General features: G+C 38.1%; 29 protein-coding genes. 9 read left to right on the forward strand and 20 right to left on the reverse strand.

Features of this window, described 5'->3' with window-relative positions:
- Positions 1-326: 326 nt before the first annotated feature.
- The 4 genes from J2Y03_RS28095 to J2Y03_RS28110 form a co-directional block, all read right to left on the reverse strand.
- A complete protein-coding gene (locus tag J2Y03_RS28095; RefSeq protein ID WP_310200486.1) occupies positions 327-803 on the reverse strand; it encodes a small multi-drug export protein in 477 nt (158 codons plus the stop codon).
- Between the two features lie 49 nt (positions 804-852).
- Positions 853-1,554 carry a GntR family transcriptional regulator gene (locus tag J2Y03_RS28100; protein WP_310200488.1) on the reverse strand — a complete coding sequence of 234 codons (702 nt, stop codon included), beginning with the start codon at positions 1,552-1,554 and terminating at the stop codon, positions 853-855.
- A gap of 164 nt (positions 1,555-1,718) precedes the next feature.
- Positions 1,719-2,351 (reverse strand): DapH/DapD/GlmU-related protein, encoded by a 633-nt coding sequence (locus J2Y03_RS28105; protein WP_310200490.1) that lies wholly within the window; start codon positions 2,349-2,351, stop codon positions 1,719-1,721.
- A 21-nt stretch (positions 2,352-2,372) separates the two neighbouring features.
- Entirely contained in the window at positions 2,373-3,233 is an 861-nt protein-coding gene (locus J2Y03_RS28110; RefSeq protein WP_310200492.1) for a PHP domain-containing protein, read from the reverse strand.
- Positions 3,234-3,425: 192 nt separating this feature from the next.
- Here J2Y03_RS28110 and J2Y03_RS28115 point away from each other — a divergent pair, with 192 nt between their 5' ends.
- Positions 3,426-3,848, forward strand: coding sequence for an HIT family protein (locus J2Y03_RS28115; protein ID WP_310200494.1), 423 nt, complete (start codon positions 3,426-3,428; stop codon positions 3,846-3,848).
- A 257-nt stretch (positions 3,849-4,105) separates the two neighbouring features.
- Here the strand turns inward: J2Y03_RS28115 and J2Y03_RS28120 are convergent, their stop codons facing one another.
- From J2Y03_RS28120 to J2Y03_RS28135, 4 genes are all read right to left on the reverse strand, one after another.
- A complete protein-coding gene (locus J2Y03_RS28120; protein ID WP_310200496.1) occupies positions 4,106-4,609 on the reverse strand; it encodes a DoxX family protein in 504 nt (167 codons plus the stop codon).
- Between the two features lie 213 nt (positions 4,610-4,822).
- Positions 4,823-5,773, reverse strand: a complete 951-nt coding sequence (locus tag J2Y03_RS28125) for a GGDEF domain-containing protein (protein ID WP_310200498.1) — start codon at positions 5,771-5,773, stop codon at positions 4,823-4,825.
- Positions 5,774-5,800: 27 nt separating this feature from the next.
- On the reverse strand, positions 5,801-6,691 hold the full coding sequence (locus tag J2Y03_RS28130) for an EAL domain-containing protein (RefSeq protein WP_310200500.1): 891 nt from the start codon (positions 6,689-6,691) through the stop codon (positions 5,801-5,803).
- Positions 6,692-6,966: 275 nt separating this feature from the next.
- Positions 6,967-7,359 carry a VOC family protein gene (locus J2Y03_RS28135; RefSeq protein ID WP_310200502.1) on the reverse strand — a complete coding sequence of 131 codons (393 nt, stop codon included), beginning with the start codon at positions 7,357-7,359 and terminating at the stop codon, positions 6,967-6,969.
- Between the two features lie 255 nt (positions 7,360-7,614).
- Here J2Y03_RS28135 and J2Y03_RS28140 point away from each other — a divergent pair, with 255 nt between their 5' ends.
- Positions 7,615-8,421 (forward strand): LysM peptidoglycan-binding domain-containing protein, encoded by an 807-nt coding sequence (locus J2Y03_RS28140; RefSeq protein ID WP_310200504.1) that lies wholly within the window; start codon positions 7,615-7,617, stop codon positions 8,419-8,421.
- Positions 8,422-8,568: 147 nt separating this feature from the next.
- On the opposite strand, the gene J2Y03_RS28145 is transcribed toward J2Y03_RS28140, so the two are convergent.
- Positions 8,569-9,531 carry a helix-turn-helix transcriptional regulator gene (locus J2Y03_RS28145; protein ID WP_310200505.1) on the reverse strand — a complete coding sequence of 321 codons (963 nt, stop codon included), beginning with the start codon at positions 9,529-9,531 and terminating at the stop codon, positions 8,569-8,571.
- 116 nt (positions 9,532-9,647) lie between these two features.
- Here J2Y03_RS28145 and J2Y03_RS28150 point away from each other — a divergent pair, with 116 nt between their 5' ends.
- On the forward strand, positions 9,648-10,127 hold the full coding sequence (locus J2Y03_RS28150) for a GyrI-like domain-containing protein (RefSeq protein WP_310200507.1): 480 nt from the start codon (positions 9,648-9,650) through the stop codon (positions 10,125-10,127).
- A gap of 18 nt (positions 10,128-10,145) precedes the next feature.
- The gene (locus J2Y03_RS28155; protein ID WP_310200537.1) at positions 10,146-10,625 is read left to right on the forward strand and encodes a phage tail protein; all 480 of its coding nucleotides are present in this window, start codon (positions 10,146-10,148) and stop codon (positions 10,623-10,625) included.
- A gap of 51 nt (positions 10,626-10,676) precedes the next feature.
- Here J2Y03_RS28155 and J2Y03_RS28160 read toward each other — a convergent pair whose 3' ends face one another.
- Positions 10,677-11,003, reverse strand: a complete 327-nt coding sequence (locus tag J2Y03_RS28160) for a DoxX family protein (RefSeq protein WP_396954281.1) — start codon at positions 11,001-11,003, stop codon at positions 10,677-10,679.
- Positions 11,004-11,264: 261 nt separating this feature from the next.
- Here J2Y03_RS28160 and ahpC point away from each other — a divergent pair, with 261 nt between their 5' ends.
- On the forward strand, positions 11,265-11,828 hold the full coding sequence (gene ahpC, locus J2Y03_RS28165; protein ID WP_310200510.1) for an alkyl hydroperoxide reductase subunit C: 564 nt from the start codon (positions 11,265-11,267) through the stop codon (positions 11,826-11,828).
- A gap of 12 nt (positions 11,829-11,840) precedes the next feature.
- Positions 11,841-13,370, forward strand: a complete 1,530-nt coding sequence (ahpF, locus tag J2Y03_RS28170; protein WP_132094947.1) for an alkyl hydroperoxide reductase subunit F — start codon at positions 11,841-11,843, stop codon at positions 13,368-13,370.
- Positions 13,371-14,009: 639 nt separating this feature from the next.
- On the opposite strand, the gene J2Y03_RS28175 is transcribed toward ahpF, so the two are convergent.
- The 4 genes from J2Y03_RS28175 to J2Y03_RS28190 form a co-directional block, all read right to left on the reverse strand.
- Positions 14,010-14,522, reverse strand: coding sequence for a DoxX family protein (locus J2Y03_RS28175; RefSeq protein ID WP_310200512.1), 513 nt, complete (start codon positions 14,520-14,522; stop codon positions 14,010-14,012).
- Positions 14,523-14,711: 189 nt separating this feature from the next.
- Positions 14,712-15,377 (reverse strand): GGDEF domain-containing protein, encoded by a 666-nt coding sequence (locus J2Y03_RS28180; RefSeq protein WP_310200514.1) that lies wholly within the window; start codon positions 15,375-15,377, stop codon positions 14,712-14,714.
- A 10-nt stretch (positions 15,378-15,387) separates the two neighbouring features.
- Positions 15,388-16,365 (reverse strand): HD-GYP domain-containing protein, encoded by a 978-nt coding sequence (locus J2Y03_RS28185; protein ID WP_310200516.1) that lies wholly within the window; start codon positions 16,363-16,365, stop codon positions 15,388-15,390.
- Between the two features lie 260 nt (positions 16,366-16,625).
- A complete protein-coding gene (locus tag J2Y03_RS28190; RefSeq protein ID WP_310200518.1) occupies positions 16,626-17,129 on the reverse strand; it encodes a DoxX family protein in 504 nt (167 codons plus the stop codon).
- Between the two features lie 223 nt (positions 17,130-17,352).
- On the opposite strand from J2Y03_RS28190, the gene J2Y03_RS28195 reads away from it, so the two are divergent.
- Complete coding sequence (locus J2Y03_RS28195; protein WP_310200521.1) at positions 17,353-18,555, forward strand: CynX/NimT family MFS transporter; 1,203 nt, start codon at positions 17,353-17,355, stop codon at positions 18,553-18,555.
- A 422-nt stretch (positions 18,556-18,977) separates the two neighbouring features.
- Here J2Y03_RS28195 and J2Y03_RS29100 read toward each other — a convergent pair whose 3' ends face one another.
- The gene (locus J2Y03_RS29100; RefSeq protein ID WP_396954282.1) at positions 18,978-19,136 is read right to left on the reverse strand and encodes a DUF427 domain-containing protein; all 159 of its coding nucleotides are present in this window, start codon (positions 19,134-19,136) and stop codon (positions 18,978-18,980) included.
- 172 nt (positions 19,137-19,308) lie between these two features.
- Here J2Y03_RS29100 and J2Y03_RS28200 point away from each other — a divergent pair, with 172 nt between their 5' ends.
- A complete protein-coding gene (locus J2Y03_RS28200; RefSeq protein ID WP_310200524.1) occupies positions 19,309-19,509 on the forward strand; it encodes a Fur-regulated basic protein FbpA in 201 nt (66 codons plus the stop codon).
- A gap of 267 nt (positions 19,510-19,776) precedes the next feature.
- Here the strand turns inward: J2Y03_RS28200 and J2Y03_RS28205 are convergent, their stop codons facing one another.
- From J2Y03_RS28205 to J2Y03_RS28215, 3 genes are all read right to left on the reverse strand, one after another.
- Positions 19,777-21,327 (reverse strand): hypothetical protein, encoded by a 1,551-nt coding sequence (locus J2Y03_RS28205; RefSeq protein ID WP_310200526.1) that lies wholly within the window; start codon positions 21,325-21,327, stop codon positions 19,777-19,779.
- A 38-nt stretch (positions 21,328-21,365) separates the two neighbouring features.
- Positions 21,366-22,229, reverse strand: coding sequence for a hypothetical protein (locus J2Y03_RS28210; RefSeq protein ID WP_310200528.1), 864 nt, complete (start codon positions 22,227-22,229; stop codon positions 21,366-21,368).
- Positions 22,230-22,412: 183 nt separating this feature from the next.
- A complete protein-coding gene (locus J2Y03_RS28215; RefSeq protein WP_310200530.1) occupies positions 22,413-22,928 on the reverse strand; it encodes a DoxX family protein in 516 nt (171 codons plus the stop codon).
- A 408-nt stretch (positions 22,929-23,336) separates the two neighbouring features.
- Here J2Y03_RS28215 and J2Y03_RS28220 point away from each other — a divergent pair, with 408 nt between their 5' ends.
- The gene (locus J2Y03_RS28220) at positions 23,337-23,525 is read left to right on the forward strand and encodes a Spo0E family sporulation regulatory protein-aspartic acid phosphatase (protein ID WP_310200532.1); all 189 of its coding nucleotides are present in this window, start codon (positions 23,337-23,339) and stop codon (positions 23,523-23,525) included.
- A 17-nt stretch (positions 23,526-23,542) separates the two neighbouring features.
- On the opposite strand, the gene J2Y03_RS28225 is transcribed toward J2Y03_RS28220, so the two are convergent.
- Together J2Y03_RS28225 and J2Y03_RS28230 are read right to left on the reverse strand one after the other, a co-directional pair.
- On the reverse strand, positions 23,543-23,704 hold the full coding sequence (locus J2Y03_RS28225; protein WP_310200534.1) for a hypothetical protein: 162 nt from the start codon (positions 23,702-23,704) through the stop codon (positions 23,543-23,545).
- A gap of 220 nt (positions 23,705-23,924) precedes the next feature.
- Complete coding sequence (locus tag J2Y03_RS28230; RefSeq protein WP_310200536.1) at positions 23,925-24,068, reverse strand: hypothetical protein; 144 nt, start codon at positions 24,066-24,068, stop codon at positions 23,925-23,927.
- Positions 24,069-24,094: the final 26 nt, after the last annotated feature.

Here is a 24,094-nt window from a genome sequence, read left to right on the forward strand (position 1 = left end):
TCGACTTCAGACAGCACTGATGTAATTTTGTTATCTCGTGTCCGAAGTTGCTTCCACTTCGGACAGGACTGATGTAATTTTGCCATCTTCTGTCCAAAGATACCTCGACTTCAGACAGCACTGATGTAATTTTGCTTATACTGTTCAAAGACACTACTGTCCGTATGATGTTTTGAGCAGCATGCAAAAATCGTCCACCTTATTTGAATCATAACTAGGAAATTAGCATTGCGTTTGTCGCCGCAATTAACATATGACCAATAACTATTATCCAAGCTAACAACAAAAAAACTATTTACCAACGTGGTAAATAGTTTTTGAGATTTTTAGATCCAATGAATATATTTGAATCCATAAACAGAACCAACTGTCATAACAATCGTCCAAATAACTAAACTTACTCCCATCCAAGTAACGACTTTAATTTTAGATGAACCGAGTAATAATGCTGTTAATGCAGCTAAATCTGTTCCAAGTAACGAGGGTGAAAGCACTGCAAACACGGGAAGACCATATTTCTCCCAAATATGTCTGGCTCTCGTTTCTCTTTTTGAAGTCTTTGATTTCCCCTTTTTTTCTCTCCGTTTATTACGCCATTCAGAAATTTGTCTAAAAAACATTGCAAAGACTAAAACCATAATAAAATTTCCTAAAAAGGCAATAATCCCAACGGCTACTGGTGACATCTCCAGTACAATACCTACCGGAATAATATAAAATACATCCAGTAATGGCAAAATTGATATCAAAAATAAAGCGATGTATTGCCAAATTCCATCTGCTTGTTGAACCCATTCAATCATTTTTACACCCCTTGTAAAATAACAAAAATTCTCTCTCTTTTTAACACCTTTAGATCACATAAGTAAAACAATCGCTGCGATACATGATCTTCGAATATTCAAGCACTGTCCCTGTTTTCTTATCTACACATCCTGATTCTAAGAGTAAAAGGGGTACAAGGCTGGGACATTTTAATAGATCTCGTTCTACTTTACTTGGAAAAACGACACTCAAATGGCTGCGCGTCGGTTGAAAATCTGTGTATCCCTGTTGTTGATAATAGTGAAAAATGGAGAGAATTTCCTTCCCATCCTTCTCAATAGTTTCAAAAAGGGATTGCGATAAGTACGATGTATGAACAGCAATGGGACAGTCTTCAACGATTCGTAATCGGCTAATCTTATACACAGCGTCTTCACGTTTCACTTGTAAAGTATGATAAATGGAAGAATCGTATGGAATTTTTTCACAGGATAGATTCATAGTCCTAGTATCGTACTTTAGTTCCTTCATTTTTTCAGTAAAACTCACATCTCCGGTTAAAATAAGCGGAATTTGCAGTTTTTGATTTTGAACATAGCTGCCTTTACCTTGCTTCGAAAAAATATAACCGAGTTCCTGCAAGCGCTCATATACCTTTCGAATCACCATTCGTGGCACTTTATACAGATCGGCTAGTTCATTTTCAGATGGCAATTTGTCATTCGGTTTATATTTTCCTTCCCGTATTTCCGAAATCAACCGATCCACTAACAAAGTTTTTTCCGACATCAAGGCTTTGCCCCTTTCGAACACCAAATCTATGTCTAGTATATCGCCAGAATATGAAATAAAGGTTAAGCCTATGTAAATATTTCATAACAGATGGAATCATGCTTCTATTTTAGTGATTAAGAAAAAGCCCTAATACAGGACTAGGACTTGTAACACAACACTTATCCATGCTTTTTTAAGAAAGCGTCCAAATCGTTTAATTCATCAAAATGGGTTTCAAGTTTTTTCCTTGGCCAATCCCACCAGGCAATTTCAAGTAATCGATACTCTACTTCTTTTGAAAATCTCCTTTTAATTGGCTTGCCAGGAACACCCACGACGATCGTATAAGGCTCAACGTTTTTGGTCACAACAGACCCAGATCCAACGACTGCTCCAGTTCCAATCTCTACGCCTTTCATAATAATCGCACCATGGCCGATCCATACATCATGACCAATTTTCACGGTTTGAGTCCTCCGCCAATTAAAAAGGGCTTCATCATCCTCATTGGCAAAGTCGTATGCCACCTTTCGATAAGTCATATGGTGCTGGCTGACTCGGTCCATTGGATGCTGAACCGGATTAATACATACGTGGGATGCAATTGAACAAAACTTACCTATTTCCGCATAGTTAACACTTACATCATCCATCGTGTAGGTATAATCACCAAAGGTCGACTCGATGATATGATTATTTTCTCCAATAGAAGTCCATTCCCCCGCATAACTATTAATAATATGACTTGAATCAGCGATGCTTGGAGTGATGGATAGCTTTTTTTCTTTTTTGGGCTGATAGATAAATGGCATAGGAATGGTTCAGCTCCTTATTTAAATGGATTCGTTTTTTCGGGTCCTCGCTAGTAATGCTTCAAAAGTCTCCATTCCTGGGCTTTTACTCCCAATTAGCACAGGTTTTTCTCCATACTCACCGTGAAAATCGGATCCACCAGTCATGATTAGACCATATTTTCTTGCCAGCTGTTTGGCTTGTTCTTCATGTTTCTCATCATGCAACGGATGCCAAACCTCGATTCCCTGCAATCCAGCTTCCACTAAATCTGGCACCATTTCAAAGTTGCCATACTGACCTGGATGAGCAAGCACTGGTACTCCCCCAGCAAGAAGAATGACCTGAACAGCTGTTTTGGCATCCATATATTCCATTGGAATAAAAGCAATCCCGGGCTTCTCACCATTTTGTCCGCGGTTAAATAATTTCTTATAAAGTGGACCATAAATGGAATCGGTATATCCTGCTTCAATCAATGCATGCATGATATGTTGCTTGTAAACCCCTGTTCCTCCATGAGCAATTTCCTTACAACGCTCCCATGTGATCTTATATCCCGCAGCGATTAATCTTTCAACCATTTCTTCCGAAGCCAAGTGTCTATTTTTAACGAGTGGTTCACAAAAAGATTCAATCCCCTCATGACCAGGTTCAATAAAATAACCGAGAATGTGAACACGCCGACCTTTCTCAAAATCAAACCCTGACATCTCAATGCCTGGAATGACTTCAATTCCATATCTCTTTCCTTTTTCAACTGCCTCCGCAAGACCTTTCGTGGTGTCATGGTTCGTAATCGCTAAGTGTGAGACCCCTTGTGCAAGAGCTAACTCCAAGACTTCATCAATCGACAATGGACAATCTGAAATATTCGTATGACAATGTAACTCAATTTTCATGAAGGTCCCTCCTTTATCTTTGCTTTAAGAATAACTTGGTACCAAGTTATAAAGTGTTAATTGTGAGTAAATTGTTTGTAAATCATAGCCAAAATAGGATTCGGATACTACGAATGGTGTTGTGATATAATGATAAAGAGATTGATTCTAGTTTTTCGTTGCTGATGACTAAATAAGTGAGGATGAAGAAGGATGGAATTAAACAAAGAATGTTTGTATTGCATGGAAGATGAAAGACGTGACAACCTGATGATTGAAATTGCTAAGCTAGATGTTTCTACCGTCTTCCTTTTTAAAGAGCAAACGTATACTGGCAGATGCAATGTGGTTTATAAGGATCATGTAAAAGAACTATTTGATCTTGAACAAGATGAATTAGCTGCTTTCATGAACGATGTAAAAAAGGTTGCCGCTGCAGTTAACAAGGCTTTCGAACCTAGTAAAATTAATTACGGTGCCTACGGAGATACATTACATCACCTACATATGCACATCGTGCCTAAATACGAAAACAAAGAAAACTGGGGATCCACTTTTGAAATGAACCCAGGGAAAACCTATCTTACAGACACAGAATATCAAGAGATGATTGATAAAATTAAAGAAGCATTATAATCCTTAAAAAATAACAAGGCATGATTCAGCTATCGTTGAATCATGCCTTTGTTTATGAGGTCCATTAAGGCTTGAAATTTGGAAAATGGGTCACATGAAGGGTTATTCTTCAAAAAAATTAACACTAGGTAATCGAGGGAACTATTTCATCTGGCTGGGGCCATAGCTATTGCTGCACTTATGTGGATTCTTTTAAAAAAAGAGCATCAAAAAGACGATTCGGGGGGATTCGAATCGTCTTTTTGTGTTTCTACTCGTTATGCAGTTGCTTTTGCCTTACCTTTTCCAACTGTTTTGCGGATGAATGGAACCACCCAGTGGTCTAAGCCGTAACGGCCTGCGTTGTAACCTGCAGTCAAGATGATGAAACCTAAGAATATATCAGTTGGGTTATGAGATACAGTTCCTGCTAAGAAGAAGCTGAAGTTCATCACTAGACCAAAGAACATAGCCGCTGTTGTTAAACATCCAAGTATAAGACCTAAACCAATTAATGTCTCACCCCAAGGAACGATAAAGTTGAAAACATCAATGTTTGGTAACGCAAAGCTTTCTAAGAAGTGAACATACCAGCTGTAAACCATGTTGCCATCTGGACCTTTTACTGGATTTGCGATTGCTCCTTTTAAGAAGCCGGAAGCGTCGAAGCCGCCTGTGATTTTATGAAATCCTGCTGTGAACCAAGCATAGCCAAGGTATAAACGAATGATAGTTAAAATAGCTGCTGAGATCTTATTTTCTCTTAAAAAATGATTAAACATAAGTCATTCCGCCTTTCAAAATTAACTTGTTCTCTATACTTACACTATATTGGATTTTGACAGTTACTAACATAGGTATAGTGTTAAGTTCACAGTTTGTTTGAAATGTTATGACAGAATGTTGAACAGCCAGATTTTAAAGACAGTCGATCCTTTTTATTGTCAGGTCCACCCTAAAATTCTAAATGAAATTTTTCTAGTTTAGCTCGCAGACTAAATATTTACTAAATAGCAACTCCCCGAGATACTTTTGCACTTCTTTTTAACGACTGCTGCATATTCCACAAGTTCCTCCACACTTTCAAATGCTTGACCCTGATTGGTCACAATCGCAATAGACAATGAGACAAGTGCTATCTTTTCTACAACACCCTGCCGGTTTTCTGCTATTACATATTGCTGTGAAAGGTGGTTGGTCGTATAAAAATCTTCAACAATCTTATCAAAATCATTAATGAGGGCTTTGCAAGTAGAATTGATATCATGATGTTCGATTACAGCGATAAAATCATCTCCGCCAATATGCCCTAAAAAGGAGCCTTTATTGGTAAAATCTCGTTTAAGAAGCTCTGCAGTAGCTTGAAGAAGATTGTCCCCTTTTTTAAAACCATATGTATCGTTATAAGCTTTGAAATGGTCTAAATCAAAATATAAAATACTGAACTTTTTCTGTTGGATAACTTCTTTTAGTTTTTCTTCAATGATATGGTTTCCTGGCAATCTGGTTAAAGGATTTAGAAAGCTCGCAAACTCTACTTGGACTTCCACAAACTTCATTAGTAATCTTTGAATACTAACTACCCCGATATATTTATTCTCCTTCGTCACAATAACATAATCGTAACGATCCTTTTCTTCCCTATCCATTGCTAATTTGCTAACCTCTGTTATGGAATGATAGTAATCAACGATGAGAGAATCTGTATTGACGATCAACTCAATGGGTCTCCCTATATAGAGATGATAACCATATTGAGTTCCCAATTTTTGATAAAAATGTGTTCTAGAGATTAGAGAAATGGGGACTTCTTTATTTACGACGACTATTCCTTGTATTCTAGTATTTTCATTAAAAAGCTTATCAACCCTACTATTAATTTCAAATTGGGAAACACAAGGCACCTGTTCTACAAGATCACCAATATACGCAACGATTGTATTCATCCTCTTTCTACTACACTATTCTAACGATTAAATTGCCGGAGAGAATTCATGATGGGGAATAGAATACTGCGGGATTCTTCCTGGTTTTACTTCCTCTTTTGGTTTACCTAAAGCAAACCCTTGACCGTAATCCACTCCTTGTTCACATATAAAAGCCAATTCCTCCATTCTTTCGATTCCTTCTGCAATAATTTCCGTAGAAGATTGCTTTGCATAGTCTATGATTAGTTTCACTAACTGCTGCTGTTCTTTATTTTGATCAATATTTTGAATAAGCGACTTATCTAGTTTAATAAATTCAGGTTTTAAATAAACTAATGTTTTTAGACTATTGTATCCAGATCCTACATCGTCGATAGCAATTCGAAATCCTTGGGCACGATAATTAGATAGGACCTTTTCAAACAGTTTAAAATCTGTAACGGCACTTTTCTCCGTTAATTCAAAAACGACCTGTTTCGGTTCAATCCCTAGCCCAGATAATAGTTGAAGGGTTTCTCCACTGTGATACGTAGAATCTAGTAAGACATTGGGGTGGATATTGATAAAAATTAAGGAGTTTCTTTCTTTATATCTTTCCATAAAACGTTTAAGCGATATATTTCTACAAAAACATTCAAATAAGAAAACTTGATTCGTTTGTCCAACAAAATCATAAAATGATTCTGTGTTCGTAAATAAATTGGTTGCAGTTGGACGATTTAATGCTTCATATCCGATTGTTTCTCCTGAACTTAATTTAAGAATGGGCTGAAAAAATGTATCTAAAGCTTGATTTTCGATGATTTTTTGTAATTCCTTTAACCGTTTATAATGTAAGACCTCATTCTTTCTCCTATTATTTAGGTACATTAGATAGGAATAAAAATGATTCGTTTTTAAATTTGAGAACAATTGACTAGTGGCATGACTATACATTGTGCACCTTCTTTGATTAGATAGTTCTATTTTACTAATTAATTGTTAAGGTACTGTAAATTTACAACAGAATTTATGTTAACTTCGAGAAGGAAAATCGAATAATGTATGAATGGCATTTGCCTATAAAAATAGAGTGATCCGTAGGAACACTCTTCACCTCATATTTTAAAATTTATCTCTTTGCCGAACAGTGCCTTGGGAAAAAATCGGTCACTTTCCTCTTGGGAGGAAGGCGCTCCGAGGAAAGAAGAATAGGTAAGTACTTTCCTTAGTTAACTTTTCATATGTAGGGATTCCGGATGCATTTCCATAAACTCGAGCCAGTTCCCATCGGGGTCTACTACCCAGAATTGGTAGTTTAAAGCCCTTCCTTGAGTAATTTCTGTGGCTAATTGCACTCCCTTTTTCACCAATTGATCTGCAGTTTCATGGATATCATCGACCTCGAAACAGATATGATCCGCTCTGTTTTTAACACCTTCGATACCTCCGTAAAATAATTCAATGAAGCACCCATCCGCCACTTTCACATAGACAATCCACGGTTCACCATTTGGTTGATCCAATTCAAACGCTTTCTTAAAACCAAGTTTATTGCAATAAAAATCCAATGAGCGTTCCATATCTACTACATGAAATCCTTTATGATTAATCCCTTTAATCATCGTCTATCCCACCTTTTATTTTTCTTACCTGCTTTTACCATTATAGCAGATTGTTATTTAGGAACCGCTGATAAACTACTCAATTGCTTCTCACTGACAATATTACTTACTGATTACTAGTTTATTTCAGAAATATTATCGCAATATAAATGCCACGGCTGTAATTGAATTAACACCTCCTTGTTCTTTTTCTTAGAAAATTCTATGTTACGATTAATAAAAATTAGCAACCAAAGAACATGGAGGGTAAAAAGAATGCTTAAAAGAATTATATCAATTTTGACCGTTGCTGTACTCTCAGTAACTGTAAGTGCTAATGTCTATGCTGCAACGATTACTGTACAAAAAGGAGACACCCTTTGGGCTCTATCTCGCGCAAATAATACTTCCGTAGAAACGATCCAAAAGTTAAATAATCTTACATCAGATCTTATACACCCTGGGGATGTACTTACCGTGGCCCCTGAAAAACGTTATACAGTTATACAAGGTGACACATTATGGGGCATAGCCATCGCACATCAGGTAACCGTTTCACAAATTAAAGAGTGGAACCAATTACATAGCGATCTCATCCATCCTGGATTAAATCTAGTAATCTATGAAGGTTTAAAAACTACTACTATTTCTTTATCAGAAAAGCCGGCTCAGCCTGCAGCACAAACAGAAAGTACGCCTGCAGTTGAAGCAACAGCTCCAGCACCTACTGAAACACCTGCACCACAAGCACCAACTGAAAGTGCTCCTGCAGTAGAAGCAGCAGCACCTAGTTCAAAGGAAATTACTGTAGAAGCAACAGCCTATACGGCTTCATGTGAAGGATGTTCCGGTATTACGGCCACTGGAATTAACCTTATAGATAACCCAAATCAAAAGGTCATCTCAGTTGACCCATCGGTTATACCGCTTGGAAGTAAAGTTTATGTAGAAGGCTATGGAGAAGCAATTGCCGGAGATACAGGCGGAGCCATTAAAGGAAATAAAATTGATGTTTTTATTCCTAATAAACAAGATGCCATCAATTTTGGAAGAAAACAATTAAAGGTAACCATATTAAACTAACATTAAAAACACTGCAAAACCTTATCTACTAAGGGGTTGCAGTGTTTTTTTCTTTCAATTGGAAAGAAACAACCTACATAGGATGCGGTTCACAGTAACACATCTATATGAGGTTTAACATTTGATTTTGGTTTTAAGTGGCACTGCTTATGGGCAATATAAGCTTGATTTCTCTTGTAAACCTTCTAAGACTTCTCTTGGCACTTCCCTAACCTTGATATCCCCACCTAGGAATAGTAGCCAATTTGTTATTTCAGTCAATTCTTCGGGATTATTAACATTGATAAAAGTCTTTAGAATGGCTGTGGTTTGGTAAGGATTCGTATAGGAAATTGACACTTTTAAAGGATGGTATTTTTTGAACTGGGCAATCGCCTTTGGACCAAGCTCTAGGACAAGGTTAATTCCTTCTTCCTGCTTGCTAAGTTTTTCTAAAATCTTTTTCTTACTTACTCTTTTTTTCGTAGGGTATGGCTTTACGCTGGTGAGATTGTCGACAGGAAAAATCCGCCTCTTTTCTTCCATTAAGTCAAAGCCTTCAATCAGCCACAGGCTTTTTTCACGATAGAGGTGCAAAAGATAAATTGGATAAGACTTTATTACCTTCTCTACTTTGATGGTAATCAATAAATAGCTATCCGAAAGAAGGATTTGTATGAGTTTTTCTAACATCGGATCGGGGAGGTCTGTCAGATCAAGCAGGTCGGGATTATGGGGATTTGTGCCTTCAAAAAGCAAGATTTGATTTAGAAGAACAAGTTCTTCTTGCTGGTTTTCTGAGATGAGGCCCAGTAATTTTTCAGCTAAAGACTGACGACTCTTTAGATAAGGGAGTTGTTGATTACGTGTGGCCATAAACGCAATAAAAAGAGCTTTAACCTCATTATCGGTAAAGCGAACAGTCGGCAGGACAGAGTTGTTCATGACACAATACCCCCCATCCCTTCCAACATCAGCGACAAGTGGCATCCCCATGGCCTCAATTTCTCTGATATCTCGAATAGCTGTCGAACGAGAAATGTTAAATTCTCGCATGATTTCAGAAATGGTAAAGTGGGCGCGGTTGTTGATATACCGCATGATGATATTAATCCGTTCAACTTTTTTCATTTCAGCTACGCACCTCCTAAACAGTATCATTTTTTGACATGATTTAAGGTTATTATAAACCCATCAAGTGAAAAAACAATTCATTTGTTTAATTTAAAAAGAGGAAGGTTTTAAATATGGCAAATTATACCCTAGAAGAAAAAGACAGCTTTACCGTTTTAGGAATTGGAACTGGGCTTAAGAGTGACTATACCGACTATGCCGGGATAACCAAAGAAAAGGCAGACTTTTGGTCGGCCGTCAAACAAGATGGAAGGCTTGACAAATTAAAAGCGGTTGCCACAAATGACTACATTTTTGTCGTGAATGAAGCAGTGAATAACAAGATGATGCATTATGCTGGCGTCATGACAGAGGCATCATTACCAGAAGCATCCAGAGTGATTCAATTTCCTAAAGGAGAATACCTAGTTGTAAAAGGAGAAGCAGAGACGGATGAAGCGTTGAGTAATATGGTTACTGGCATTGCCTTTGGTCAAGTATTGCCGGAAGCAAAGGATTTTGCTTATGTTGGCGGCCCAAATACTGCGGTTATAATGGGGCAGCGAAACGGCTCAGTATTTGGTGAAATGTGGATTCCTGTTGTTAGGAAATAAAGGGAGGGAGGGATGGAGTTGTCCTATACCGTTGATTTTAAAAATGTGTCTACGGTTGGTTTAGAGTCTTCACCTGTAGCAGAAGCGCTTGCTGGTTTACGTGCAAATGAAGCCCGTTACTTTATGAACAAATACAAGCATGAGTTTACGGTTGTACCAGCTCGCGAGTCCTGCGAGACCCTTGATTATGTGAACACAATTTTGAAAGACGAACGTGAAATTGAGTTTCCGGCCAAACCTTTAGAAACGTCGCGTTTTCAAGTGGAAAATATCGATTGGACTTACGTCTTTTATGAGGATGGTCTTTCGGTCAACGTCCTTTATACGGTGGATGGCCCTAAGCCGAAGCGCGCCGTTGGTTTTAAGCTTTCTGAGGGGATGGAGGTACCAAAGGAGTTAGAAGGGAAGTTTAAGTTGGCCAGGCAGAAGTCTAAACTAGCCGGAACCATTCGAGGCTCGTATTTTGTCATTAAAGGAGAATATGAAATTAAAAATTAGAAGAAAAAAAGACGATTTGGGGGATTCGAATCGTCTTTTTTCTTCTACTCATTATGCAGTTGCTTTTTCCTTACTTTTTCCAATTGTTTTGCGGATGAATGGAACCACCCAGTGGTCTAAGCCGTAACGGCCTGCGTTGTAACCTGCAGTCAAGATGATGAAGCCTAAGAAAATATCTGTTGGGTTATGAGATACTGTTCCTGCTAAGAAGAAGCTGAAGTTCATCACTAGACCAAAAACAATAGCGGCTGTAGTTAAACATCCAAGCATAAGCCCTAAGCCAATCAATGTTTCGCCCCAAGGAACGATGAAGTTGAAGACATCGATGTTTGGTAGTGCAAAGCTTTCTAAAAAGTTAACATACCAGCTGTAAACCATGTTGCCATCTATCCCTCCGTTCTTCTCATTTAATTACTTATATAAATAAAGTGTTAATGAGAAAAACAGACCTAAATAAGAATATTGGCATGATTTATTCAAAGGATTGAATCTGAAACAAATTACAGAAAAGCCAAACATTCTAGTTGACAATTAATTGGTTCTATATGATAATAACAATTGTATTAGAATTATTCTAATTTGAGTTTTACTTTATTTGAGGAAAAAATTTCAAAACATATACTTAGGAGGAAATTGATTATGTCATTAATCGGTAAAGAAGTACAAGCATTCACAGCTAACGCATACAAAAACGGGGATTTTATCACAGTTTCAGATGCAAACTTTAAAGGAAAGTGGAGTGTCGTTTGTTTTTATCCAGCAGACTTTACATTCGTTTGCCCTACTGAATTAGAAGACCTGCAAAATGAATACCCAACATTAAAAGATCTTGGTGTTGAAGTATATTCAGTTTCAACAGATACTCATTTCACACACAAAGCATGGCACGACAACTCACCAGCTATCGGGAAAATTCAATATACGATGATTGGTGACCCATCTCAAAGACTTACTCGTGCATTTGATGTACTTGATGAAGAAGAAGGTCTTGCACAACGTGGAACTTTCATCATCGATCCAGACGGCGTAGTACAAGCAATGGAAATCAATGCAGACGGTATCGGCCGTGACGCAAGCACACTTGTAAACAAAATTAAAGCAGCACAATATGTACGCAACAATCCAGGTGAAGTTTGCCCAGCTAAATGGCAAGAAGGTTCAGAAACACTTAAGCCAAGCCTTGACCTTGTAGGAAAAATTTAAGGAGTAGATAAAATGTTACTAGATGCAGATATAAAAGCTCAGTTATCCCAGTATCTTCAACTGATGGAGGGCGATGTCCTTCTTAAAGTCAGCGCAGGAAACGATGAAGTATCTCGCGACATGTTGCTTTTGATTGATGAATTGGCAAGCATGTCATCTAACATTAAGGTTGAAAAAACGGAACTAGAGAGAACACCGAGCTTTAGTGTGAATCGTATCGGCGAAGACACTGGAGTAACATTTGCTGGTATTCCTCTAGGACATGAATTTACTTCATTAGTGTTGGCTCTCTTGCAGGTTAGCGGAAGAGCACCAAAGGTTGAACAAAAAGTAATCGATCAAATTAAAGCAATCAAAGGTGAATATCACTTTGAATCATACATCAGCCTGACTTGCCACAACTGTCCTGATGTTGTACAAGCCCTGAATTTAATGAGCCTTCTTAACCCTGGTATTACTCATACCATGATTGACGGAGCTGCTTACAAAGCTGAGGTTGAAGGCAAAAACATCATGGCTGTTCCAACGGTTTTCTTAAATGGAGAAAATTTTGGCGGCGGTCGTATGACGGTTGAAGAAATTCTTGCGAAGATGGGTTCTGGTGCAGACGCATCGGAACTATCTGATAAGGAACCATTCGATGTGCTTGTAATCGGAGGCGGTCCTGCCGGAGCAAGTGCTGCCATCTACGCTGCGCGTAAAGGCATTCGTACTGGTATTGTCGCTGAACGCTTCGGCGGTCAAGTGATGGACACAATGGGTATTGAGAACTTTATCGGTACGAAATATACCGAAGGTCCTAAAGTTGCTGCAAGTCTAGAAGAACATGTCAAAGAATACAATGTTGATGTCATGAATTTACAGCGTGCTAAACGTTTAGAAAAGAGAGATTTCGTTGAAATCGAACTTGAAAACGGCGCTATTTTAAAAAGTAAAGCCGTCATTCTTTCAACAGGTGCCCGCTGGCGTAATGTTGGCGTCCCAGGGGAAGCTGAGTTCAAGAACAAAGGTGTAGCCTACTGTCCTCACTGTGACGGTCCATTGTTTGCAGGAAAAGATGTAGCTGTTATTGGCGGCGGTAATTCCGGTATTGAAGCAGCCATTGACCTGGCAGGCATTGTGAATCATGTCACCGTTCTTGAATTTGCACCAGAGTTAAAAGCTGACTCTGTCCTGCAAGACCGTCTTAACAGCCTGCCGAATGTAACGGTTATTACGAATGCTCAAACAAAGGAAATTACCGGTACTGACAAAGTAAATGGGATTACCTACATTAACCGTGAAACCGGAGCAGAAAAGCACATTGAATTACAGGGTATCTTTGTTCAAATCGGTCTCGTACCTAATACTGATTGGTTAGGCGATACAATTGAACGCACCCGCTTCGGCGAAATCGTTGTGGATAAGCATGGTGCTACAAACATCCCAGGCGTTTATGCTGCAGGTGATTGTACAGACAGTGCTTATAAGCAGATCATTATCTCAATGGGATCAGGTGCGACTGCAGCATTAGGTGCATTCGATTACCTTATCCGTAACTAATGAAAATTCGAAAGCCGCTTTGCTATCTTTGTGATAGTAAAAAGCGGCTTTCTTTTTTTTTGATACTTTCCACCTTTTTTCATGAACTTATTATGGTAAATTTTTAATATCATAAATGACGATTCGGGAGTAACACCCTTTTTGAGGACAAATCTTTTGCTTCCTCACAGGGGATTTGTCCTTAAGAGCCTCTATTGAGGTCTAATCTCTCCCTTCCTCATTGGGGATTTGTCCTTAAGAACCTCTATTGAGGACTAATCTCTTCCTTCCCCACAGGAGATTTGTACCCAAGAGCCTCTATTGAGGACTAATCCCTTGCTTTCTCATTGGAGATTTGTCCTTAAGAACCCCTATTGAGGACTAATCTCTTCCTTCCTCATTGGGGATTTGTCCTTAAGAACCTCTATTGAGGACTAATCTCTTTCTTCCTTATCGAGGATTTGTACCCAAAAGCCTCTATTGAGGACTAATCCCTTTCTTCCTCACAGGAGATTTGTCCTTAAGTCTATAACCATTTATTTTCAATGTTAAATTATTTCAGATTCCTGATCGATTTCTCAAAAACATCAGCATTACTAATGCAAAATAGGAAAAAAAGACGATTCGGGGGGAGCGAATCGTCTTTTTGGTTACTTCGGTTTATGCTGCTGCTTTTGCGTTGTTTGTAGACTTTTTGTTGATTGTTTTGCGGATGAATGGAACCACCCAGTGGTCTAAACCGTAATGGCCTGCATTGTAACCTGCTGTTAAGATGATGAAGCCTAAGAATATATCAGTTGGGTTATGAGATACAGTTCCTGCTAAGAAGAAGCTGAAGTTCATCACTAGACCAAAGAACATAGCCGCTGTTGTTAAACATCCAAGCATAAGACCTAAACCAATTAATGTCTCGCCCCAAGGAACGATGAAGTTGAAAACATCAATGTTTGGTAATGCAAAGCTTTCTAAAAAGTTGACGTACCAGCCATACACAATACTACCATCTGGACCTTTTACTGGATTTGCAACGGCATTTCCTAGAAACCCTGAAGCGTCGAAGCCGCCAGTGATTTTATGAAAACCTGCTGTAAACCAAGCGTAGCCAAGATATAAACGAATGATAGTTAAGATAGCTGCTGAGATTTTATTTTCTCTTAAAAAATGGTTAAACATAAGTCATTCCGCCTTTCAAAATTAACTTGTTCTCTATACTTACACTATATTGGATTTTAATAGTTAATAACATGGGTGTAGTGTTAAGTTCACAGTTTGTTTGAAATGATTTGACAGAATTTTGTCAGGTTGAAATAAGTAGGTAGGATAAAAAAATGGTTTAAAAGAAAAAAAGCTATGAGACACTAACTAACCCACTGTGTCTCTTAGCCTTTTTTGTGATTTCATTTGATACATATTTTTATCAGCTACTTTTATTAGATCGTCAAAGCATTTTCCATCGTTAGGGTATTGGGCTGAACCAATTGAAACACTTATGTTTATATTGTTGAATGATTGTAGTTTCAAATTATCATGTATTCGGGCAAGCATATTGTCCAATTCTTCCTTTTTCTGAATATCTGGAGAAAGGATTAAAAATTCATCCCCGCCCCAACGAGCGACTATATCCGTTTTCCTAACACTGTTCTTCAATTGGTTCGTGATAAGAATTAAATATTCATCACCTGTTTTATGTCCAAAATGATCATTGACCGATTTAAAGTCATTTACATCGAGTAACAGAATAGCAAAACTTTGGTCTTTATGCTCCGATCTAGTTTTAGCCGCAGCGAAAGCAGATTCAACATATCTTCTATTATATATTCCTGTTAATGGGTCATTTTCAGAATAAAACTTCGCTTTATCATATTGCTTTCCAAACCACCAAGCAATTGGAAGCAATATTGGAAAGCCAATTAACTCAATCCAACTTAGAGAACCATCTATAAAAAAAATAAGAGCATTATCTATTACATTTATTACGAAAACTAATAAGGATGTAACGATTCTACCTTTATATTTCATCTCTCTCATCATCCTTTTCTCAACCTACCCAGGTAGAAAGTGTACTATCCTCCAAACGATCTTTATAAGATTTCATTTGATTAGTGATGGCTATTTTTTTCTTTTCATTCTCAAAGAGGCTTAGAAAAACATCGGTAATTTCAGGATCAAATTGTGATCCTTTATTTTTTTGAATCACCATAAGGGTAGCTCCTAAATCGATTTCATTTCTATAAACTCGTTTTGATGTCATGGCATCAAAAGAATCAGCAATCGCCATTATTCTAGCAACTAATGGTATTTCCTCTCCCTTTAATCCTTTTGGATAACCATTCCCATCGTAACGCTCGTGGTGATATAAAACGATGTCATGAATACCATTTTTATTATAGTCCGAAACGTGTTTGATCATTTCATATCCGATGACTGGATGTCTTTTTATAATGGTATATTCTTCTAAAGATAATTTACCAGGTTTCAACAATATATCTTCAGGGATCCCAATCTTTCCAATATCATGTAATAAACCACCTTTATAAACAGATTCAATTACATGTTTAGGTAATTTCATTTTTTTCGCTATTTCTTTAGCGTAAAAAGCTACATTCTGAGAATGATTGGAGGTGTAAGCGTCCCTTGAATCTAAAGCCTTAGTGAGAGCTAAAATGGTTTCTAAATCATCTTTTTTAATTTTTTGATTACTTTTCATTAATGAAACGGAAATAAACATGATAATCAGATAACAAACCTCAAGAATAAGGAGGGAAACAAAGGTAGTAAAGTTAGGTTCCGGAATAAACCTGCAAAAGACAATGACAGTCGTCACTGAAACTAAGAACCAAGCAGACTTATCGTAATAACCGATACCTAAAAATATAGTGGCAAGAATAAATAAAAGGTATAATTGATCCTCATGAAAATTAGTGTAGTATAAAGTCACAATAAGTAAAAGAATAATAATAAATCCAAATCGAAAATAGTTAGGATTACCTAACCATTTATTTAACTGATTATACATCCCTTATTACTCCTATCGTAAAAATCCATGCTTATGATATTGAAATATCACGTATGCCCATCAATCTTCCTTTCGGCACATAATACTATTCTACTATAGAAATAGTGTATATAGATTATTTTCCTTTTAATAGTAAAAAATTAGTAAAAAAATTCATGATAAAATCACTATAATACCTCAATATCTTCATAATTCAGTTTCACCTTTATTAATCTAAGAAGGCGGTCCGGGATACGGCACCGCCTTTTCTGGAATACCTATTAGGCAGTTGCTTTTGCCTTGTTTTTTCCAACCTTTTTGCTGATGAATGGTACCACCCAGCGGTCAAGTCCAATGCGGCCTGCATTGTAACCTGCAGTCAAGATGATGAAACCTAAGAATATATCAGTTGGGTTATGAGATACAGTTCCTGCTAAGAAGAAGCTGAAGTTCATCACTAGACCAAAGAACATAGCCGCTGTTGTTAAACATCCAAGCATAAGACCTAAACCAATTAATGTCTCGCCCCAAGGAACGATGAAGTTGAAAACATCAATGTTTGGTAACGCAAAGCTTTCTAAGAAGTGAGCATACCAGCTGTAAACCATGTTGCCATCTGGACCTTTTACTGGATTTGCGATTGCTCCTTTTAAGAAGCCGGAAGCGTCGAAGCCGCCTGTGATTTTATGAAATCCTGCTGTGAACCAAGCATAGCCAAGGTATAAACGAATGATAGTTAAAATAGCTGCTGAGATCTTATTTTCTCTTAAAAAATGATTAAACATAAGTCATTCCGCCTTTCAAAATTAACTTGTTTTCTATACTTACACTATATTGGATTTTAATAGTTAATAACATGGGTGTAGTGTTAAGTTCACAGTTTGTTTGAAATGATTTGACAGAATTTTGAACAGCCTTCTTAATGAATGAAGAGGTACCATTTCTCATACTCGACCATTGATTATGCTATACTTTAGAAAGTTTGTTTCTCAGAGAGGAGTTACTTTTTTGGAGTTATTACAGTCAAAAACTAAAACAAAATCAGCCTACATATATATTTTTATTGCAGGGATTGTCCTTGTTGCCTTTAATTTGCGCCCAGCCATTACATCATTAGGACCATTAGTTGGCATGATTCGGGAAGATGTTGGACTTGCACATTGGAGTGCTGGTTTATTGATGAGCTTACCATTAGTTGTTTTCGCCGTCATGTCTCCCCTTGTACCAAAAATTGCTGGTCGGCTAACAAATGAACTTACCTTGATTATGGGCTTAACATCTCTTTTAATTGGCATTGCCATTCGCTCGATCCCTATGCCTTTTTTCCTTTTCGCTGGGACTCTTTTGGCCGGTTTGGGTATTGCCATCGGAAATGTCCTTTTACCAGCCATTGTTAAGGATAAATTCCCACAGAAATTCGGTTTAATGACAAGTGTTTATTCAACATCTATGGGATTAATTGCTTCCCTAGCATCAGGAATTAGTATTCCTTTAGCCATTGACTTTAACCTTGGGTGGCAGGGAGCTCAAATCGTATGGGTGATACCGACAGTGGTGGCAATCCTAGTGTGGGTCATCCTTCACAAAAAAAATTCAAGGGATCACAGTGTTATTCAACAAAGTTCAGGTTCTAACTCTAATCGAATGTGGCGCACACCTCTTGCGTGGCAAATTGCCATATTTATGGGGTTTCAGTCGTTTTTATTTTATGTAACGATTTCGTGGTTACCTGAAATTCTGCATAGTCATGGAATAAGTATGGAAACAGCAGGATGGATGCTTTCCTTTACCCAACTAGTAGGATTACCCGCTAGTTTCTTTATTCCAGTTCTCGCAGGACGTGCTCAATCACAAATATGGATTGCATTCATGTTAGGGATGTTCTCCATTGTTGGGTATAGCGGCTTACTGTTAGGCACAAGCTATCCCATTTTAATCGTAAGTATTGCCTTAATTGGATTGGCATTGGGAGGAGCCTTTCCTCTAGCTCTAAGCTATATCGGTCTTCGTGCTCGGAATGCAAAGCAAGCTGCAGAGTTATCCGGTATGACACAATCAACAGGTTACATCCTTGCTGCAGTAGGTCCGTTGTTTATCGGCTATTTATTCGATATGGCGCATTCGTGGACACTCCCAATCATTACCCTTATTTTAGTTTCAGTAGTCGTCATGGTCTTTGGAATGTTGTCCGGTCGAAATAGATATGTATGAAATCACGAAGAAAAGACGATTCGCAGGATGGATGTACGGTTCCGTTTTGAGGTGCTTTTCTGAAATTTAAAGCCGAAATGACAAACGTTTAGACATAGCAATTGGTATAGTAATACGCAAAAACTCACCGCAATATTGGTGAGTTTTCTTTATAAGGCAGATGATGACCAAACCCTTTCAGGAGAACAGAGGAAATGGTCTTCATAGCAAATACCATTTGTTCCATCACAACCTGAACCGCTTAGCAAGTAGAAAAACATTAAAATTGACACCTTAAATGGCAATAATTTTGATGGTTATTTGGAGGTTTTCCTAAACATACATAATTAAAATGATATCAATTGCTTTGTTAAAACCTCTAAAAGATGTTAATAACCTAGATAAATAAAGAAATGCTAATTCATACGTCATTTCTTATGTCGTTAATAAGAAGTGCACCTGAAAACGGAAACCTCTTTTTGAATATCCTTTTCAGGAAAATAGTAGACTGGAAGGTGCCCGCGCTCATGTAAAACAAAAACCTCTTTACTGTCAGCGATATTTAATCCATTAAACTTTACTCGTACCCATCTTGGATTTATATCGGTTTAAACTTCATTTAACTTAATTCCTACTTGACTAATCGGATTAATATGTATTATAGTATTATTATAGAAAACATTATACAACCGACTGGATAGACAGAGGCTCTTGTTACTACGTAGGATGCGACAGGGGCTTTTTTAAAACTCTAATGAATAGGGGAGATATTGAATGAGTAAAATCATTAAGTACGATGAAGAGAAAAGACGTAAGGAATTAATTAACAAACTTATTACTTATGGTGTCTATAAAGTAGACAAAACACATCTTTTTCAATTATCTCTAGCCGATTTAGAAAAGGAATACAAAAGGTTTCAAGATGATGTTCATCCACATTGTACATCGGGTTTACGCTGGATCAATAAAAAGTAAGTTTAATATAAAATTAGAGCCTAATTCCGGTATAGAATTAGGCTCTAATGCATTATGTCAGCATTGTCCCTGAAGACGAGGACAATTGCTGTCGCAAAGACCATCAGTGGACAAAGAATAGAATCCACTTATATTTTGTATAAATAATCTTCATCAAATCAATCCTTAATACAATTTTTCCCTTTTTACTAATTTAACAAGTTAACATTAATTGAAAAAATCATAAAAAACCGAAGGAAAAATCCTTCGGTTCCTATTGAATATTGATTAATTTTTCAAATCAATTTCAACAACTGCATCTTCTTCAGTTAGTTCTGCATCTTCTTCAACAACTAGTGCTTCTTCTGTTTCAGTATCAACTGCTACTGTTTCTTCATCGGCCACTACATCTTCTGTAACCTCTTCAGATTCAACTTCAGTTTCTACTTCAACAGCTTCTTCCGCAGCTACTTCTTCTACTACCGCATGGACAGCTGAATTAGCTGCTGCATGTGCTTTTGCATTTTCGCTTGCATTTACACTAGCTTGTGACTTTGCTTTGTTAGTTGCAGACGGGTTTACTTTTTCAACCTCAGTTACTTCTGCCTCTTCTTCAACTACTTCAGTTTCTTCTGTTTCAGTTTCAACTACTACTGTTTCTTCATCAGCCACTACATCTTTTGCAGCCTCTTCAGATTCAACTTCAGTTTCTTCTTGAACAGCTTCTTCAACAGGTGCGTCTTCAGTAACTTCTTCTGCTACCGCATGGACAGCTGAATTGGCTGCTGCATGTGCCTTAGCAGTTTCACTTGCTTTTACACTAGCTTGTGACTTTGCTTTGTTAGCTACAGATGGGTTTACTTTTTCAACCTCAGTTACTTCTGCCTCTTCTTCAACTACTTCAGTTTCTTCTGTTTCCGTTTCAACTACTACTGTTTCTTCATCAGCCACTACATCTTCTGCAACCTCTTCAGATTCAACTTCAGTTTCTACTTCAACAGCCTCTTCAGCAGGTACTTCTACTGCTACCGCATGGACAGCTGAATTGGCTGCTGCATGTGCCTTAGCAGTTTCACTTGCTTTTACACTAGCTTGTGACTTTGCTTTGTTAGCTGTAGACGGGTTTACTTTTTCCTCTTCTTCAACAGCTTCAGCTTCTTCGTCATCTTCAGTTTTTACAATTGCGTCTGACTCAAATTGGATTTTGGAATCTTCATCCTCATCTTCTTCATCTTCAATTCTTACAACAGAATCGGAGTCAACATCTGTTCCATCTTCCTCTTCTTTTGCCGCGTCATCCTCATCTTCCGTTTTTACAGCTACATCGTTATCAACATCAACTGTTTCTTCAGATTCAGAATCTGCAACTGGTTTTGCCTCTTCATTCTCAGTTGTTACTTCAGTTTCCAAATCAATCACTGGAGTTACAGCAACTGGTGGTTCTACAACCGGCACTTCTTCCTTAACTACTTCTTCTGAAGCCACATTTTCAGCTTTTTCTCCCTTGCCATGAACAGCTGAATTTGGGGCTGCATGCAATTTTGCCGTTTCGCTTGCATGGACACTTGCCTGTGACTTGCTAGCTTTTTCTTCATTAGGCTTTACTTGTACGTTTACTTCAACCTTTGCCTGTACAGCTGGTGCTGCCGGAACAACCTCTTTATCTTTCGCATTAACTTTTGCGTTATTGGATTGTTTCACTTGAACTGTTTTTTCAGCCTTAGCGTGATCAGGTCCAGCCGCTTCAGTAAAATGACCTCCAGCAAAAATTCCAAACGATAATGCTCCTGCAAGTACAAAAGATTTAGCAACTTTATTCGGGTTTAGGTAATGTTTCATTTTTAATTCGCTCCTTTTATTATCATAATCCGTGGCATTTAGCAGCGGGTAACATTGATTAATAAAGGAGCTTTTTGCGGCGGTGGTGCCGGTGGAGCATTCACCCATTGAGTATTCATTAAGGCTAGCCTTGACAGATAAGGCTGGATCAGTTTCATTTCAAAGCTGTAATCCCAATCAAACCATTTATCCAACAAGTTAATAGTATTTAAACCCTGGATAACCCGATCATGAGACTGTCCCCCAGACTGGTTACTTCGCTGGGGTTGGTTTACCATTTGCTTTGGAATCTCTTCGTTGCTGGTCGGAACCTTTTCCGGCACATGTTCCACAGGTGCAGATTTTGTTATAGCTGGGTCTTCCCCTTGCGGTTCGACTGTAATGACCTGTTTCGCTTCTTCGACTTTTACTTCTGTATCAGTAGTTAGTAAGGAAGATTTAGGAGCTGGCTCATCTATGAATACCTGCTTTGTCTGCACAGCTGCTGCTCTTTCATGACCCGTTTCCCTAACGGTATTTTCAGCCTTATTTAATTCAGACCTGCCATTCCCTTTTGCCTGCTCTGGCATACTTTTTAACGTGTCATGGTTAGGATTAACTTTTGGTGGCAGCTGTTTTGCTTCAGCTTGATTGATACGAGCATGTTCTGGTACTGATGTATTTTCAGCCTTTACAGCTTTTTCTGGTACAGTAGCTTGCTCTGGTACTGCTTTTTCAGCCGAGTTTGCCTGTTCAGCTTTTGGTGGGATATTTATTTTTACAGCATCCTTATTACCTTTTTCAGAAGAAGCAGCTTGTCCCTTTTGAGAAGCGAGTTCATTTTTCTCAGCAAAAGCATTGTCTGGAAAAAATATCGCAGCCCCAACCATTAGTGCTGTTATAAGAAATTGGCGGAAGTGCACGATTTCACCCCCTTTCAACGAATCGTGTGTTCATGGACAAGTTTCGAGTAAAAATGTCATTTTTTGTCCTTTCTTTAAAAAAACGATTCTTTTCACCTAATTATCTGTAATCAATATGGGTAGTTTCTAATATCAAAAAGACGATTCGCGGGGGAACGAATCGTCTTTTTGTGCTACTACTTTTTATGCATCTGCTTTTGCCTTGTCTTTAGCGAAATAACCCTTAGCTGTTTTGCGGATGAATGGAATCACCCAGCGGTCTAAACCATACTTTCCTGCGTTAAATCCTGCTGCTAAGATGATGAAGCCTAAGAAAATGTCTGTTGGGTTATGAGAAACCGTTCCTGCTAGGAAGAAGCTGAAGTTCATGACTAATCCAAAGAACATCGCAGCTGTTGTTAAGCAACCAAGCATAAGCCCTAAACCAATTAATGCTTCGCCCCAAGGAACGATGAAGTTGAACAAATCGATGTTTGGCAGTGCAAAGTTTTCTAAGAAGTTCACATACCAGCCATACACCATGTTGCCGTCTGGACCTTTTACCGGATTTGCTATTGCATTTCCTAAATAGCCTGAAGCGTCGAATCCGTCTGTAATTTTATGAAAACCAGCTGTGAACCAAGCGTACCCAAGGTATAAACGAATAACGGTTAGAATAGCTGCTGCGATTTTATTTTCCCTTAAAAATTTGTTAAACATAAGTCATTCCACCTTCCAAAATTTACTTGTTCTTTATACTTACACTATATTGGATAACGACAGTTAATAACATAGGCGCAGTGTTAAGTTCACAGTTTGTTTGAAATGATTTGACCGAATGTTGAACAGCAGATACAAATGATTTTTGTTACAATTTCAGACATTATTATAGGATAACGTCCTGTCCTTCCCTCACTGCTGCGAATTAAACGTATTCAAGTTGATAAAATGGCCTCAAAGATATACTAAAATTATTTACCCTTTTTTCAATTTTTCTACTTTTTAAATGGCCGTTCACACCGAAGAGGAACTATGTTACTATCGTGAAGGTTTTGGAAAAAATAAATCATAACACTTTAAATCATGCCTTCCAAACCACTATCAAAAAAAATACTTATGAGGTGTATGATGGAAGCAAATAAACTTAATCAAATGGAAAACACGAAACTTCTAAAGGACATTGTCAATCTTAAAATACAACTTAGCCAATTATACAATCAATCTGGACCGAACACTTCCGAATATGTAAGTCTTTCTATCCAACTCGATAAACTAATGAATGTGTATTTTGAGGAAAAAGTTGCACAGTTACATTAAACAGTTTGAGACCGGCTTTATAGCAGCTGGTCTCTTTTTTTATCCACCCCCGCTTCGGCCGAAATCATTTTTGATCCTCCTCTTCGTTCACTCCAGAACACCTGCAACGACCCAAATCCTTTTGCATCCTCCTCTTCGGTCACTCCAGACCACTTGCATTGACCCAAATCCTTTTGCATCCCCCTCTTCGGTCACTCCAGACCACCTGCTTTGACCCAAATCCTTTTGCATCCCCCTCTTCGGTCACTCCAGACCACCTGCTTTGGCCCAAACCCTTTTTCATCCTCCTCTTCGGTCACTCCAGACCACTTGCATTGACCCAAATCCTTTTTCATCCCACTCTTCGGTCACTCCAGACCACCTGCTTTGACCCAAATCCATTTTCATCCCCCTCTTCGGTCACTCCAGACCACCTGCTTTGACCCAAATCCTTTTGCATCCCCCTCTTCGGTCACTCCAGACCACCTGCTTTGACCCAAACCCTTTTTCATCCTCCTCTTCGGTCACTCCAGACCACTTGCATTGACCCAAATCCTTTTTCATCCCACTCTTCGGTCACTCCAGACCAC

Source organism: Neobacillus niacini, assembly GCF_031457145.1.
Classification (GTDB): domain Bacteria; phylum Bacillota; class Bacilli; order Bacillales; family Cytobacillaceae; genus Neobacillus; species Neobacillus niacini_J.

Bases quoted from the DNA above. Each gene is read 5' to 3' on its own strand.
- J2Y03_RS28095 (WP_310200486.1), bottom strand. From the start codon at position 803: ATGATTGAATGGGTTCAACAAGCAGATGGAATTTGGCAATACATCGCT.
- J2Y03_RS28100 (WP_310200488.1), bottom strand. From the start codon at position 1,554: ATGTCGGAAAAAACTTTGTTAGTGGATCGGTTGATTTCGGAAATACGG.
- J2Y03_RS28105 (WP_310200490.1), bottom strand. From the start codon at position 2,351: ATGCCATTTATCTATCAGCCCAAAAAAGAAAAAAAGCTATCCATCACT.
- J2Y03_RS28110 (WP_310200492.1), bottom strand. From the start codon at position 3,233: ATGAAAATTGAGTTACATTGTCATACGAATATTTCAGATTGTCCATTG.
- J2Y03_RS28115 (WP_310200494.1), top strand. From the start codon at position 3,426: ATGGAATTAAACAAAGAATGTTTGTATTGCATGGAAGATGAAAGACGT.
- J2Y03_RS28120 (WP_310200496.1), bottom strand. From the start codon at position 4,609: ATGTTTAATCATTTTTTAAGAGAAAATAAGATCTCAGCAGCTATTTTA.
- J2Y03_RS28125 (WP_310200498.1), bottom strand. From the start codon at position 5,773: ATGAATACAATCGTTGCGTATATTGGTGATCTTGTAGAACAGGTGCCT.
- J2Y03_RS28130 (WP_310200500.1), bottom strand. From the start codon at position 6,691: ATGTATAGTCATGCCACTAGTCAATTGTTCTCAAATTTAAAAACGAAT.
- J2Y03_RS28135 (WP_310200502.1), bottom strand. From the start codon at position 7,359: ATGATTAAAGGGATTAATCATAAAGGATTTCATGTAGTAGATATGGAA.
- J2Y03_RS28140 (WP_310200504.1), top strand. From the start codon at position 7,615: ATGCTTAAAAGAATTATATCAATTTTGACCGTTGCTGTACTCTCAGTA.
- J2Y03_RS28145 (WP_310200505.1), bottom strand. From the start codon at position 9,531: ATGAAAAAAGTTGAACGGATTAATATCATCATGCGGTATATCAACAAC.
- J2Y03_RS28150 (WP_310200507.1), top strand. From the start codon at position 9,648: ATGGCAAATTATACCCTAGAAGAAAAAGACAGCTTTACCGTTTTAGGA.
- J2Y03_RS28160 (WP_396954281.1), bottom strand. From the start codon at position 11,003: ATGGTTTACAGCTGGTATGTTAACTTTTTAGAAAGCTTTGCACTACCA.
- ahpC (WP_310200510.1), top strand. From the start codon at position 11,265: ATGTCATTAATCGGTAAAGAAGTACAAGCATTCACAGCTAACGCATAC.
- ahpF (WP_132094947.1), top strand. From the start codon at position 11,841: ATGTTACTAGATGCAGATATAAAAGCTCAGTTATCCCAGTATCTTCAA.
- J2Y03_RS28175 (WP_310200512.1), bottom strand. From the start codon at position 14,522: ATGTTTAACCATTTTTTAAGAGAAAATAAAATCTCAGCAGCTATCTTA.
- J2Y03_RS28180 (WP_310200514.1), bottom strand. From the start codon at position 15,377: ATGAGAGAGATGAAATATAAAGGTAGAATCGTTACATCCTTATTAGTT.
- J2Y03_RS28185 (WP_310200516.1), bottom strand. From the start codon at position 16,365: ATGTATAATCAGTTAAATAAATGGTTAGGTAATCCTAACTATTTTCGA.
- J2Y03_RS28190 (WP_310200518.1), bottom strand. From the start codon at position 17,129: ATGTTTAATCATTTTTTAAGAGAAAATAAGATCTCAGCAGCTATTTTA.
- J2Y03_RS28200 (WP_310200524.1), top strand. From the start codon at position 19,309: ATGAGTAAAATCATTAAGTACGATGAAGAGAAAAGACGTAAGGAATTA.
- J2Y03_RS28205 (WP_310200526.1), bottom strand. From the start codon at position 21,327: ATGAAACATTACCTAAACCCGAATAAAGTTGCTAAATCTTTTGTACTT.
- J2Y03_RS28215 (WP_310200530.1), bottom strand. From the start codon at position 22,928: ATGTTTAACAAATTTTTAAGGGAAAATAAAATCGCAGCAGCTATTCTA.
- J2Y03_RS28220 (WP_310200532.1), top strand. From the start codon at position 23,337: ATGGAAGCAAATAAACTTAATCAAATGGAAAACACGAAACTTCTAAAG.
- J2Y03_RS28225 (WP_310200534.1), bottom strand. From the start codon at position 23,704: ATGCAAAAGGATTTGGGTCAATGCAAGTGGTCTGGAGTGACCGAAGAG.
- J2Y03_RS28230 (WP_310200536.1), bottom strand. From the start codon at position 24,068: ATGAAAAAGGATTTGGGTCAATGCAAGTGGTCTGGAGTGACCGAAGAG.